We start from the raw sequence: 13,634 nt of genomic DNA, 5'->3' as shown, positions 1-13,634 counted from the left end.
GGCGACAAAGCGGTCGGCGTCCGCCCCTAACATGGGCATTTCCGGATCGTAGGCAATCTTGTGAATTGACACTTCACTGTTGCCGATTATGCAATAGTGTCATGGACCGGATCGACGCCATGCAGGCCTTTGTCGCGGTGGCGGATCTTGAGGGTTTTGCCCCCGCCGCCCGCAAGCTCGGCCTGTCGCCCTCGGCGATCACGCGGCTGATCGCGGCGCTGGAGGAGCGGCTGGGGGCGCGGCTGCTGCAGCGGACCACGCGGCAGGTGACGCTGACCGACGCCGGCTCACGCTATCTGGAGCGGGCGCGGCGGATCCTCGCCGACGTCGAGGAGGCCGAGGACGCGGTGGAGAGCGAGCGCACCCGCCCCGAGGGCCGGCTGGTGATCTCGGCGCCGTTCGGCTTCGGGCGGCTGCATGTCAGCCCGGAGCGTCTATCTGAAGCGCTATCCCGATGTCGGCGTCGACCTGCGGCTGTCGGACCGCAGGATCAACCTGGTCGAGGACGGCGTCGACCTCGCGGTCAGGCTCGGGCACCTGCCGGATTCGACGCTGGTTGCGCGGCATGTCGGCCAGATGCGCCGGATCGTGGTGGCGTCGGCCGGCTACCTCAAGCTTCGCGGCGAGCCGAAGCGGCCGGCTGATCTCACCGCCCATGACACGATCCAGTTCGGCGCCATGACCGCGACGCCGGATTGGCGCTTCATGGAGGACGGGCAGGAGATTCGCATCACTCCCACGCCGCGCTTCACCAGCAACAGTTCAGATGCCGCCATCCAGTACGCCGAGCAGGATGGCGGACTGACGCGGGTGATGGCCTACCAGGCCGCCGAATCGCTGAAAGCGCGGCGGCTCCAGATCGTGCTCGCCGAATTCGAGCAGCCGGCGGTGCCGATCCACGTCGTCTATCCGACCACGCGGCTGCTGTCGGCCAAGGTGCGGACCTTCATCGATCTCGTCACCGAGATCACCGACTGGCATTTTGGTTAGCTAGCGCAAGCGGTCCGTCATTTGGCGTCCTTGTTCAGTTCGATGGTGACCTGCGACAGCCAGGAGCCGGGCGCTTCCATCACGAACGACTGGTGGCCGCCCTTGGTTCGGATCGTCACCAGCGCGGCAACCGTCTCGCCCTCGATGCGCGCCTCGATCAGTCCGTCGGAGTTGGTCCCCGAGATTTTGCCGCCCTGCCGGTACTCGCTCTCGAACCAGTTGCCCGAAAGCTGCGTTTCGTTCTGTTCGATGTTTGCGGACAGCGACATCTTGTAGGCATCGCTTGCGCATCGGAGGTCCAGGCTGATCGCCTTGCCTGGCTTGGTGACGTTGTAGGCGACCTTGCAGCGGACCTTCTCCCAGTCCCCGTTCGAGGGCTTCATCGAACCGGATCCGGCCCAACCGCCTGCCAGGCTGTCCAGACTTGTCGCCGCATACGACGAGCCCGAGGTCACCAGTGCGAGGCACGCCGCGATGCCGGTTCGCACGATGGAAAATTTCCAAGACATTTGAGCCGATCTCCAAATCGCAATGCGATTGACCCTACCCGCGCCCGGTCGTGGAGATATGGCGGCGACGTTAAGAGATGTTGCGGAATTTGCCTTTCTGTTTACCGCGGCAAGCCGTGCGCTCCGCTCGAGAGCACCTCAAGTCACGGGCGCCTTCTTCGGCACCACGCGGAACGTGCCGCTGGCGCGCGCGATCGTGACGCCATCGGCCTTGATCAGGCTCTGCGCGAAGCAGATCGTGCTGCCGGCCTTGATCACATCGCTCTCGATCGCGAGCCACTGCCCGACATTGGCGGAGCCTACGAAATCGACCGCGAGCGATATCGTCACGAACGAGGTGGTCCAGCCGGTCGCCTGTCCGCAGCTATAGCCCATCGCGTTGTCGGCGAGTGCAGCGATCAGCCCGCCATGGATCAGGCCGCGGCCGTTGGTGTGCGGCCTGGCGAGCCGCAGGCCGATGATGACGGCCCGTTCGGTCTTCTTTTGGTAAAGCGGTTCCCAGGGCTCCGTGAGCGGGCTCTTGCGGAACAGCGGCTCGAAGCCTTGAGGGACGTCTTGGGGGATATAGGGGGCGACGGAAGTATTGGTCGTCATCTGAAGCTCGCATATGGCGTTGCGTTGACGCCATTGAACGCGATGTCGATGACGGTTTCACCGCCTACAAAGTTTTAAACGGGATTCGCGTGGGTGTTTGAATGTGGCTCCGGCCTGTCGCCCCATCTCCCGCTGTCATCGCCCGGCTTGACCGGGCGATCCAGTATTCCAGAGACCGCACGGCATGGATCGAGAAGCCGCGGCGTACCGGATACCCCGCATGCGCGGGGTATGACGGCTGAGGGTGTAACGACGAGGTTGCTCGACGAAAGAAACAGCGACCTACTTAAAACGGCAGCCCAACATAATTCTCCGACAGCGAGGTCGACGCCGCCTTCGAGCTGACGAGATAGTCGAGCTCGGCGATCTGGATGCGCGCGGCGAATTCGCCCTCGTCGGGGAATTTGTGCAGCATCGAGGTCATCCACCAGGAGAAGCGCACCGCCTTCCAGACCCGCGCCAGCGCCTTCGCCGAGTAACCGTCGAGACCCGCCGAGGACTTCTCGTCGTAGAATTCGCGCAGCGCCTGCGACAGATAATGCACGTCGCTGGCCGCAAGGTTCAGGCCCTTGGCGCCGGTCGGCGGCACGATGTGCGAGGCGTCGCCGGCCAGGAACATCCGGCCGAACCGCATCGGCTCGGCGACGAAGCTGCGCAGCGGCGCGATGCTCTTTTCGATCGAGGGACCGGTGACGATCTCGTCGGCGGCCTTCTGGTCGAGGCGCCGCTTCAATTCGTCCCAGAACCGCTCGTCCGACCATTGGTCGACATGATCGTCGAGCGGGCACTGCACATAATAGCGGCTGCGGTGGGTCGAGCGCATCGTGCACAGCGCGAAGCCGCGCTCGTGGTTGTTGTAGATCAATTCCGGCGAGACCGGCGGGGTCTCGGAAAGAATCCCGAGCCAGCCGAACGGATACACCCGCTCGTAGCTGGTGATCGCCGAGGCGGGAACGCTGGCGCGGCTGACCCCATGGAAGCCGTCGCAGCCGGCGATGAAATCGCAGGCGATTTCGTGGGCGACGCCGTCCTTGACGTAGCTGACGCGCGGATGATCGGTGTCGAAATCATGCGGCTTGACGTCGGCGGCGGAGTAGACCGAGGTCAGTCCGGCCGCCTTGCGGGCGTTCATCAGATCGAGCGTGACCTCGGTCTGGCCGTAGATGGTCACGGTCTTGCCGGTCGCCGCATGCATGTCGATGCGGTGCCGCGCGCCGCCAAACGCCAGCTCGACGCCGTGATGGACCAGGCCCTCCTGATGCAGGCGGGTGCCGGCGCCGACCTGGTCGAGCAGGGAGACCGTGCCTTCCTCGAGCAGGCCGGCGCGAATCCGCCCCAGCACGTAGTCCGGGGTCTGCCGCTCAAGAATGACGTTGTCTATGCCGAAAGAATGAAGTAGTTGCCCAAGCAACAGTCCGGCCGGACCTGCGCCAATGATTGCTACTTTTGTCCGCAATACCTGCTCCTCCCGATACGATAGGCTGACGTCGGGCGCCCGCGCCGGGGCGTGCGCCATCCACTTGCCAAGGCAACTATATCATATAGCCGTCCTGGCAAAGGGCGTTTCGCCCGGGAAAAGTGTTCGCCGCAATGCGAGATGCACAGGGGTGGGCCCGGGGGCGGAGGTGCGACGAGGCGTCCACCATGCGGATTTCGGCTTGAATATGCGCTCGAATTAGATAACATGTTAAGTAATGAGGCGGGTACCAAGCCCGTCCTGGAGAGGAGGAGACGTGATGAGGAATAAATTGTTGGCCCTGCTGATGGCCGCGGCCTTTGTGCCGGCCGCTGGTCCCGCCGTGGCGCAGGACAAGACCGTCTATCTCAAAGTCTCGCTATGGGTGCCGCCGGCACATCCGCTGGTGCCGGCGACGCAGGCCTGGGCCGCCGATATCGACAAGGCATCGGGCGGCACCATCAAGGTCACCGTGTTCCCCTCCGAGCAGCTCGGCAAGGCGTTCGACCATTACGACATGGCGCGCGACGGCATCGCTGATGTCACCTATGTAAATCCCGGCTACCAGCCCGGCCGCTTCCCGATCGCAGCTGCCGGCCAGCTTCCGTTCGTGTTCTCCGACGGCAAGAAGGGCACGCTGGCGCTGAACGAGTGGTACCACAAATACGCGCCGACCGAGATGAAGGACACCAAGCTGTGCTTCGCCTTCATCCACGATCCGGGCGCGCTGCACGGCAAGAAGAAGATCTTGCTGCCGAGCGATCTCTCTGGCGTGAAGGTGCGTCCGGCGCAGAGCACGATCGGCGAGATGGTCAAGATGTTCGGCGGCACCAACGTGCAAGCCTCCGCGCCGGAATCGCGCGACGCGATCGAGCGCGGCGTGGCCGACGAGATCACCTTCCCCTGGGGCTCGATCTTCCTGTTCGGCATCGACAAGGTGGTGAAGTATCACATGGACGTGCCGCTCTATTCGACTGTTTTCACCTACAACATGAACCTCGCCAAATATAATTCGATGTCGGATGCCCAGAAGAAGGTGATCGACGATCACTGCTCGCCGGAATGGGCCTCCAAGGTCACCGACCCCTGGACCGATTTCGAAGCCAATGGCCGCACCAAGATGAAGGCGCTGGAAGGCCATGAGGTCTATCCGCTGACATCAGATCAGCTCGCCGAGTGGAAGAAGGCGGTCAAGCCGCTGCGCGACAGCTGGGCCGAGGCGGTGAAGAAGGCTGGCGGCGATGCGGAAAAGATCGATGCCGATCTGCAGGCCACGCTGAAGAAGTACGAGGCGGGGATCTGATCTCGTCATTCCGGGGCGCGCGTCAGCGCGAACTATGGTGCGCTGTTGCGCACCTGAGAATCTCGCGCCACAACCTCTAGATTCCGGGTTCGCTCGCCTTGCGAGCGCCCCGGAATGACCGTCCCTGACAGCGAACGTCCGACATCATGGCTGCCAACTCCGAAGTGACCCAAGACGGCGCGATCACCGGTCCACCCGAACCGGTGCGCAAGAACTTCATGGACCGCTTCATCGATTCGATCGAATGGGTGGCGGCCTTCTTCGTCGGCGTCGTCGCGCTCAACACCTTCACTGCGGTGTTCATGCGCAAGTTCTTCTCGGTGACGATCCCCGACTACTACAATTTCGGCCAGTTCCTGCTCGGCATCCTGATTTTCTGGGGCATTGCGGCGACGAGCTATCGCGGCACCCACATCACCGTGGATCTGGTCTGGGCCAATGCCTCGCCGCGCTACCAGCGCTGGATCGACATCTTCGCGACGCTGGTGCTGCTGTTCGTGGTGACGGTGCAGACCTACACGTTGATCGACAAGGTGATCGACACCAAGAACGGCCACATCGTCACCATGGACCTCGGCGTGCCGATCTGGCCGTTCTTCCTGGTGTCGTGGATCGGCGACGTCTCGGCGGTGCTACTGATCGCGATCCGCACCTACCGGCTGATCTTCCATCCGGAAGAAATCCACGATGCCAAGATCAAGACCGCGGAGTAGACGGCCATGAGTCTCGACCTGAGTCCGGAGACTGTCGCCGTCATCGGCTTTGTCAGCCTGTTCGCGCTGATGCTGCTCCGCGTGCCCGTCGGCATGGCGATGGGCCTCGTCGGCATCACCGGCTTCGGCTATCTCACCGGCCTCGCGCCGGCGCTGAAGCTGATCGGCCAGACCACGATGCGCACGGTGACGGATTATTCCTTCGGCGTGATCCCGATGTTCCTTTTGATGGGCGCCTTCGTGTCCGTCTCGGGCATCAGCCGCGAGCTGTTCCGCGCCGCCAATACCTTCGTCGGCCACTGGAAGGGCGGGCTCGGCATCGCCACCATCGCGGCCTGCGGCGGCTTTGCCGCGATCTCGGGCTCGTCGGTCGCGACCGCCGCGACCTTCTCGGCCGTGGCCTATCCCGAGATGCGCCGCTTCGGCTATCCGCAGTCGTTCTCCACCGGCGTGATCGCGGTCGGCGGCACGCTGGGGGCGATGCTGCCGCCGTCGACCGTGCTCGCGGTCTACGGCATCATCACCCAGCAGGACATCGGCAAGCTGTTCATCGCTGGCGTGGTACCCGGCCTGCTCGCGATCCTGATGCACATGATCACGATCGGCATCATCGGCGTGACGCGGCCGGGTTTCCTGCCGGCGGGCAAGAAGGCGTCGTGGCATGAACGCTTCGTCGCATTGCGCGACGTCTGGTCGCCGTTGCTGCTGTTCCTGTTCGTGATCGGCGGCCTCTATGGCGGATTCTTCATCCCGACCGAAGCCGGCGCGGTCGGCGCCGTCGGCGCCTTCATCATCGGCATCCTCCGCGGCAAGCTGACCAAGGACGGCATCCTGCAATCGCTGCTGCAGGCGACGCGCACCGCGGCAGCCGTGTTCACCGTGCTGATCGGCGCGCTCTGCTTCGGCTATTTCCTCACCATCACCCAGACACCGCAGAACGTCACCGCCTTCCTCACCGGGCTCGGCATCGGCCCCTATGGCGTGCTGGCGCTGATCCTCCTGATGTATCTGGTGCTGGGCTGCCTGATGGACGCGATGGCGATGGTGATCCTCACCGTGCCGATCGTGTTTCCGGTGGTGACCGCGCTCGGCTTCGATCCGATCTGGTTCGGCATCATCATCGTCATGACAGTCGAGCTCGGCCTGATCCATCCGCCGGTCGGCATGAACGTGTTCGTGATCAAGAGCGTGATCAAGGACGTCAACATGTCGACGATCTTCGTCGGCGTGCTGCCGTTCGTCATCACCGACCTGATCCGGCTGGTGATCCTGATCCTGTTCCCGCTGCTCGCGACCTGGCTGCCGCAGCGCATGATAGGTTAAACCCATGGCACCGGAGCTTCAGACCAGATACGTCTTCACCATCACCGCCCGGATCGCCGAGGTGACGTCCGCCGGCGACATCGGCACCGGCGTCCGTCGCATCATCCCGATCATCGGCGGCGAGGTGAGGGGTGAGACCGTCAACGGCAAGGTGCTCTCGTTCGGCGCCGACTTCCAGATCATCCGGCCCAACGAGCTGATCGAGCTGGAAGCGAAATATGCCTTTGAGACCGACGACGGCGCCGTCGTCTATGTCGAGAACAAGGGCATCCGCTTTGGGCCGGTCGAGCTGCTCGAGAGGCTCAAGCGCGGCGAGCCTGTTGACCCGAAGCTGATCTATTTCCGCACCGTGCCGAAATTCGAAACCGGCGCCGAAAAGTACCGCTGGCTGATGGAGCATATCTTCAATGGCGGAAGGGTTCCCTCCCCCCTTGCGGGGGAGGGCAAGGGAGAGGGGTGCCACACGGCGTACTCTCTCGGCTTCCGCATCAGCGGCGCGCGGTCGAATAGCGAGAGCGACGCTTCCGTCAACCATCTCTCCCGGGGACCACCTCTCTCCCCAACCCTCCCCCCGCAAGGCAGGGCTGTCCGGGGAAATTCAACCATAGCAGAGTTCCATCTGGTTGAGGGGCGTTCTGCATTTGCGGCGGCTAGGGTTGATTGGCGGAGGCTTGTCGATGCTGGCGAAGGCTCGCCGGGTGAACAGGAACTGGCTGACGAGTTCGGCGAGCCTGAGCGGCAGCATTTTGATGCAGTTGGTCCGCGCGGCAATGCGCAACAGTAGGTAGGCAATCATCGCAGCAAGCACTTGCAGGCGGATTGCATTGTCGTTGGTGCCGAGGAACTTGCGGATGTCGAGGTGCTGCTTGATCCAGCGGAACAGCAGTTCGATCTGCCACCGGCTCTTGTAGAGGGCGGCGATCTCGACGGCCGTTCGGGTCGTATCGTTGGTGAGAAGCGTGATCACGCCGCCGTTCTCCCGCCTGACCTTGATGCGCCGCAGCGGTATCGGCAAACGCGAGTCGCCCTTACTGGTGAGCTTCACCTCGTCGTCGACGATGATCCTGAAGCCGTCCCCCTTGCTGTTGCGGATGGTGCGATGCCTGACCGCGCGTAGCCGGATGCTCGTCTTCGGCCGGGTCACGAAGAAAGCCTTGCTATCATTGATCTTCTGCCACCAGTCGAAACGGCAATATCCCTTGTCGAACACGTAGGTTGTGCCGGCCTGGATCGGAGTCTGGCGACCGATCTCGATATCGTTGACGTTGGCAGCCGTCACCTCGACGCACTTCGGGATATCGCCCTTGGGATCGTAGACCACGTGCAGCTTCATGCCGCGGATGCGGCCGTTCCACACCGCCCAGGTGCAAACTTTGCCAAGCGGGATCGGACTGGCGTCGATCAGGCGCACCATCTCCTTGCCTTCGCCCCGCAACTGCCGGCTTGCCATCGCCGACAATCGTGCAAAGGTTTGCGCAAAAATGCTGGACGGGCGGCGGGTATTGGCATCCGACAGCGTCGAGCGGGACAACCTGCCGGTGCCCAGATGATAGTGATGCTGAGGATTGGCGTTGAAGCCGGTCACCACGGCGCGCAGGCTGTTGTTCCCGCTCAACTGCGCATAGATCAGCGCTACCAGGTGATCCCAGCTCTTGAACGACTTGTCGTAGGCATCCCCGTCCAGACGATCCACAGCCGTCTGAAACTGCCGCCGATTGATCGGTTCAAGCAGCCTACTAAAAATGCTATCGCGAAATCGCATGCTCGGCCTTCTGTGTCTCGACAACCAGAAAAGACCGATTTGCCTCGGTTTTGCCGAGCATGCACCGCGACACAGTGAATCATTCCCCGGACAGCCCTGCCCGCAAGGGGGGAGGGAGCCCCAACGGCGTGCTCACCTCACTCACCGGGCTCCTGCCGGTGAAATTCGCTTTTTCAGAATTCTCTCTTGACGCGCACCCCAACTCAGCGATCTAATGCCGCCGTCTCACCCGATTGAGGGGCGTTGCGCACGTCACGAACGCGCGGTGGGATGCGGTGGACGCTGATTGCGCGACTGACGAGTGCGCATGAGGCGGACGGTGAAGTCGTGTGGTCCTGACGCCCTAGTACCCAGAATCAGAGCTGAGTGATACGGCGGCCTTTGAAACGGCGTTGACGGACCTTTTTCTTGGTCCAGACGAAGGGCTCGGCTCTGTCGTTGTATGCGTTGACGTAGGCATCGATGTGCTCCTGAAGCTGCGTGAGGCTTGTGAAGGAGGTGCCGCTGAGCGACTGCCCCTGCAAGATCGAAAACCATACCTCGACCTGATTGAGCCAAGACGCACTTGTCGGCGTGAAATGAAATTGCACGTTGGGGTGGGCCTTGAGCCAATGCTCGTTCTTCTTGTGGGTGTTGAGGTTGTCGAGGATGACGTGAAGCTTCCGGTTCGGAAAAGCCGCGGTGACGCTGTTCATGAAGTCGAGAAACTCGACGCGGCGTCGGCGTTTTGAATGCGCCGCGATGATCTTTCCGGTGGCGACTTCGAGCGCCGCAAACAATGTTGTGGTGCCATGCCGCTTGTAATCGTGGCTCTGGCCGGTCAAGGCGCGGCCATTGGGCAACTTCAGATAACCCTGCGCTCGCTCCAAAGCCTGGATCGAGGGCTTCTCGTCCACGCACAGCACAATGGCCTTCGCGGGCGGGGCGACATAGAGGCCGACAACATCGGCGGCTTTGGCCGTAAAGTTCGGGTCGTTGCTCTCACACCAGGACTTACGAGCCGCGAGGTCAATCTTGTGGCTGCGCAGGAACCGCCAGACATATTGGACGTCAACATCGCCCAGCGCTCCGGCCAGCAGGGGCCCGGTCCAGCGTGCGAACCCGTCCGGCGGCGGCTTGTCCAGCAGCTTCAGAATCCGCTTGTCGGTGGCCTTCGTATAGATTGGCTGCTTGCCCGGTCGCGGCTTGTCTTGCAGCCCTTCAAGGCCTTGGTCGGCATAGCGATGCCGCCAAAGGCTGACAATCCGCGGCTGGACCCCAACTTCCTTGGCGATCGACCGAGTGCTGCGTCCATCCGCCGCCAACAGAACTATCCGCGCCCGCTTCAAATCGCGCTGCAACGTCACCGGGGAGCGGCAACACGCCTCAAGCACCTTGCGATCTTTCCTCGAAAGGTGGACTTCTCTTGCTTCGGGTATCATCCCGACCTTGAATCACGACTCACGCTTTAAGAACAGTAGGTACTAGTGGCCGGTGTCCCCTCGCAGAACGCGCAAGCGTTCTTGCGAAGGCGGTGACAAACAAGCCAAGTCTCGCCGGGGAGAGCACGAAGTAAGCCGTAACCCATCGCGCAGGGAAAGCCGGGTTGTTTCCGGTTACACCTGTGGTCCTACCCCCGAGCTTTCTACCTTTGCTCGGGGCCCATGGGTGCGATCGGCACCCGGCTTTCCCTGCGCCCTCTGTTCAAGGAGAGGGCGGAACGAGAAGCAAAGCTCGGACAAATCATGTCGCGAGAATGCGGAGCTGCGTCCCCACCCACACTGTCATCGCCCGGCTTGACCGGACGATCCAGTACGCCGCGGCCTCTCGGCTCAAGCACTGGCGCCTCTGGAATACTGGATCACCCGCATGCGCGGGTGATGACACTGAACATGCTGTTTGACATTCGATCCGACCCGACCCCCCAAACAAAAACGCCCCCGAATCGGAGGCGTTTTGCATTGGGCGTCGATAGCGATCCCGAAGCGGACTTTAGTCCTTCTTGAGGAAGCCCGAAAACTTCTTCTGGAAGCGCGACACACGGCCGCCACGGTCCATCAGCTGCTGGGTGCCGCCGGTCCAGGCCGGGTGCGACTTGGGGTCGATGTCGAGGTTCAGCGTGTCGCCTTCCTTGCCCCAGGTCGAGCGGGTCAGGTACTCGGTGCCGTCGGTCATGACGACCTTAATCGTATGATAATTCGGATGAATATCGGCTTTCATGGCAGTTCCTTCGGCGCGCCGGCGCCCGTCTCAAGATGTCTGGGGTACGGGATTTGGGCGGCTCTATAACGCATGGAGCCCCCCAAAACAAGCCATGAAAGGGGCTTAAGCCCATCACCGGATTGGGACTTTACCGGATTTGCCAGCCGGGGGTCGGCGGGCCTATGTGGAGGCGATAGAACCGGTCTAGAAACATAATGAGCGTAGCCGAACAGCTTGAGACCCCTCCCGGCAGGCCGCAGCCTCCGCGCGATGCGTTGCTCGACGAGGAAGCCTTCATCGAGAGCCAGATCACGGAGCCGGCGAAGAGCCGTGCCCGCCTGCGGCCGCTGCTTGCGCTCGCGCCCTACGTGGCGCGCTACAGGGGACGCGCGATCCTCGCGCTGATCTCGCTGACCATCGCGGCGATCACCACGCTGGTCGTGCCGGTCGCGGTGCGGCGGATGATCGACATGGGCTTCACGCCCGAAGGCATCGCGATGATCAACAGCTATTTCAGCGTGATGATCGCCGTCGTCGCCGTGCTCGCCTGTGCCAGCGCCTCGCGCTACTACCTCGTGATGACGATCGGCGAGCGGATCGTCGCCGATCTCCGGCGCGACGTGTTTGCGCATCTGATTTCGTTGTCGCCGTCATTCTTCGATTCCGCACGGAGCGGCGAACTGGTGTCGCGGCTCACCGCCGACACCACGCAGATCAAGTCCGCAGTCGGCGCCTCGGTGTCGATTGCGCTGCGCAATCTGATGCTGTTCTTCGGTGCTGCCGCCATGATGGTGATCACGAGCCCGCGGCTGTCCGGCTTCGTGCTGGCTGCGATCCCGCTGATCGTGATTCCGCTGGTCGCGTTCGGCCGCTGGGTGCGGCGGCTGTCGCGCAACGCCCAGAACACGCTGGCCGATGCCAGCGCCTATGCGAGCGAACTGGTCAACGCGATCCGTACCGTGCAGGCCTATACCGGCGAGCGACTGGCCAGGACGCGCTTCAGCCGCGAGGTCGAGCAGGCCTATGACGCCGCGCGCAGCTCGACCAAGGCGCGCGCGATGCTGACGCTGATCGTGATCTTCATCGTGTTCGCCAGCGTCGTCGTGATCCTGTGGGTCGGCTCGCACGACGTGCTGGTCGGAACCATCAGTCCCGGCCGGCTTGGCCAGTTCATTCTCTACACGGCGTTCGCTGCCAGCGGCCTCGGCCAGCTCAGCGAGGTCTGGGGCGAAGTCTCGGCCGCATCGGGCGCCGCCGAGCGGCTGTTCGAGATTCTGCGCGTCAAGCCGGAGATCGCAGCTCCCGCCGCGCCGCGCGCGCTGCCGCAGCCCGCACGCGGCGATGTCGGCTTCGACAATGTCAGCTTCGCCTATCCGACCCGGCCCAACGCGCTTGCGGTCGACGGCGTGTCGCTGAAGGTCGGCTCCGGTGAGAAGGTCGCGATCGTCGGCCCCTCCGGCGCCGGCAAGAGCACGCTGTTCCACCTGCTGCTGCGCTTCTACGACCCGAAATCGGGCACGATCTCGCTCGACGGCGTGCCGATCCGGCAGGCCGATCCCGCCGAGGTTCGCGCGCGGATCGCGCTGGTGCCGCAGGATTCCGTGGTGTTCGCCGCCTCGGCCCGCGAGAACATCCGGTTCGGCAGGCCGGATGCCACCGATGCCGAGGTCGAGCGTGCCGCCGATCTCGCCCATGCCACCGAATTCCTGCGCCGGCTGCCCGGCGGCTTCGATGCCCAGCTCGGCGAGCGCGGCGTGACGCTGTCCGGCGGTCAGCGCCAGCGCATCGCGATCGCGCGCGCCATCCTGCGCGATGCGCCGCTGCTGCTGCTCGACGAGGCGACCTCGGCGCTCGACGCCGAGAGCGAGACGCTGGTGCAGACCGCGCTCGAGGAACTGATGCGCCACCGCACCACGCTGGTGATCGCGCATCGTCTGGCGACCGTGCTATCCTGCGACCGCATCCTTGTCATGGAGCAGGGCAGGATCGTCGAGCAGGGTACCCACGCCGAACTGGTCGCCGCCAACGGCCTCTATGCACGGCTGGCGCGGCTGCAGTTCGAGGGGATTTGAGCCCGCGATCTTGCTAGGCGTTGCCGGGCCGCTTATGCGGCGCCTATGAGATCGCTCGCGCGCTCCCCTCGAAAACCTATTGCCGCGCAAGGATAGTCACGCCGCGCCCCGGATCGGGCGCGCGGGGTGTTCGATCGATGCGCAGCGAGGGAGCAAGCGAATCGCAGGGCAAGCTGCTCGGCGCCTGGCAACTCGCCGTGCTGTGCTTCACGGTGACGCTCGACGACGCCGACCGGATGCACGTGCTCGCCATGGCCGGCGAGCTCGATCGATTGGATGGTGCGGCCGACGGCTCGTTCCACTTCTTCCGCAGGACGACAGCGGAGCTGTGTCATGCCATCACCGGTCACGATGCCCATGCGAACGCCGTTGTCCGGCGCTTTCAGATGCAGATCGACAATCCGCGATTGCGGCGGGCCTTCGAGGCGGCGATCGCGAAGGATCGGACGCCGCCGAAGCTCGTCTCGAGTCGGACCAGGCCCAGCGACGATCTCTGGAGAGGCCTCGCCCCGCGACGGGCGACTGGAACGTAACGGACCTCGCCGCCACTCGCATCGTTGATACGGCCTTCTCGCGTCGCGCGAAGGACGATTGCGTTACACCATATCGCAAGAATCCCGATCGGGGCGTCGCGATAGATGCGATGCATTTTTGTCTCTTGGCCCCGCTTGGGTCCGGTCGTAAGCCTTAATGAAGGCGGCCGGCCGGGACCGCGGTTTTGGACAATGCGG

11 protein-coding genes and 2 pseudogenes are annotated in these 13,634 nt (G+C 63.4%); 7 read left to right on the top strand and 6 right to left on the bottom strand.

The window, feature by feature from the left end:
• The first annotated feature begins 101 nt into the window (after positions 1 to 101).
• Positions 102 to 990: pseudogene (locus tag HAP54_RS06640) on the top strand (LysR family transcriptional regulator).
• Positions 991 to 1,007: 17 nt separating this feature from the next.
• Here HAP54_RS06640 and HAP54_RS06635 read toward each other — a convergent pair.
• From HAP54_RS06635 to pobA, 3 genes are all read right to left on the bottom strand, one after another.
• Positions 1,008 to 1,499 (bottom strand): hypothetical protein, encoded by a 492-nt coding sequence (locus tag HAP54_RS06635; RefSeq protein WP_166299154.1) that lies wholly within the window; start codon positions 1,497 to 1,499, stop codon positions 1,008 to 1,010.
• A gap of 138 nt (positions 1,500 to 1,637) precedes the next feature.
• Positions 1,638 to 2,093 carry a PaaI family thioesterase gene (locus HAP54_RS06630; protein WP_166299153.1) on the bottom strand — a complete coding sequence of 152 codons (456 nt, stop codon included), beginning with the start codon at positions 2,091 to 2,093 and terminating at the stop codon, positions 1,638 to 1,640.
• 286 nt (positions 2,094 to 2,379) lie between these two features.
• Complete coding sequence (gene pobA / locus HAP54_RS06625; protein ID WP_166299152.1) at positions 2,380 to 3,549, bottom strand: 4-hydroxybenzoate 3-monooxygenase; 1,170 nt, start codon at positions 3,547 to 3,549, stop codon at positions 2,380 to 2,382.
• Between the two features lie 280 nt (positions 3,550 to 3,829).
• Between pobA and HAP54_RS06620 the strand changes: the two genes are divergently transcribed.
• The 4 genes and pseudogenes from HAP54_RS06620 to HAP54_RS06605 all read left to right on the top strand — a co-directional run.
• Entirely contained in the window at positions 3,830 to 4,852 is a 1,023-nt protein-coding gene (locus tag HAP54_RS06620) for a TRAP transporter substrate-binding protein (protein WP_166299151.1), read from the top strand.
• A 203-nt stretch (positions 4,853 to 5,055) separates the two neighbouring features.
• On the top strand, positions 5,056 to 5,565 hold the full coding sequence (locus tag HAP54_RS06615) for a TRAP transporter small permease (RefSeq protein WP_029077919.1): 510 nt from the start codon (positions 5,056 to 5,058) through the stop codon (positions 5,563 to 5,565).
• Positions 5,566 to 5,583: 18 nt separating this feature from the next.
• A complete protein-coding gene (locus HAP54_RS06610; RefSeq protein ID WP_166307504.1) occupies positions 5,584 to 6,888 on the top strand; it encodes a TRAP transporter large permease in 1,305 nt (434 codons plus the stop codon).
• A 4-nt stretch (positions 6,889 to 6,892) separates the two neighbouring features.
• Positions 6,893 to 7,300 (top strand): annotated as a pseudogene (locus HAP54_RS06605) (DUF3237 domain-containing protein); the annotation flags it as partial.
• Positions 7,301 to 7,486: 186 nt separating this feature from the next.
• Here the strand turns inward: HAP54_RS06605 and HAP54_RS06600 are convergent.
• The 3 genes from HAP54_RS06600 to rpmE all read right to left on the bottom strand — a co-directional run bounded on the left by HAP54_RS06600 (position 7,487) and on the right by rpmE (position 10,849).
• Complete coding sequence (locus tag HAP54_RS06600; RefSeq protein ID WP_166298459.1) at positions 7,487 to 8,650, bottom strand: IS4 family transposase; 1,164 nt, start codon at positions 8,648 to 8,650, stop codon at positions 7,487 to 7,489.
• Between the two features lie 356 nt (positions 8,651 to 9,006).
• Positions 9,007 to 10,071: an IS630 family transposase gene (locus tag HAP54_RS06595; protein ID WP_166204319.1), complete on the bottom strand. Its 1,065-nt coding sequence runs from the start codon at positions 10,069 to 10,071 to the stop codon at positions 9,007 to 9,009.
• Between the two features lie 550 nt (positions 10,072 to 10,621).
• Positions 10,622 to 10,849 (bottom strand): 50S ribosomal protein L31, encoded by a 228-nt coding sequence (gene rpmE, locus HAP54_RS06590; RefSeq protein ID WP_016845230.1) that lies wholly within the window; start codon positions 10,847 to 10,849, stop codon positions 10,622 to 10,624.
• Between the two features lie 197 nt (positions 10,850 to 11,046).
• Here rpmE and HAP54_RS06585 point away from each other — a divergent pair, with 197 nt between their 5' ends.
• Together HAP54_RS06585 and HAP54_RS06580 are read left to right on the top strand one after the other, a co-directional pair.
• Positions 11,047 to 12,903, top strand: coding sequence for an ABC transporter transmembrane domain-containing protein (locus tag HAP54_RS06585; RefSeq protein WP_166299150.1), 1,857 nt, complete (start codon positions 11,047 to 11,049; stop codon positions 12,901 to 12,903).
• Between the two features lie 137 nt (positions 12,904 to 13,040).
• Complete coding sequence (locus HAP54_RS06580) at positions 13,041 to 13,436, top strand: hypothetical protein (protein WP_224741356.1); 396 nt, start codon at positions 13,041 to 13,043, stop codon at positions 13,434 to 13,436.
• The last annotated feature ends 198 nt before the right edge of the window (positions 13,437 to 13,634 follow it).

The organism is Bradyrhizobium sp. 2S1, from assembly GCF_011516625.5.
In the GTDB taxonomy this organism is placed as follows: domain Bacteria; phylum Pseudomonadota; class Alphaproteobacteria; order Rhizobiales; family Xanthobacteraceae; genus Bradyrhizobium; species Bradyrhizobium septentrionale.
Note: the sequence above shows the minus strand (reverse complement) of the source record. Positions and strands in the feature narration are given on the sequence as shown.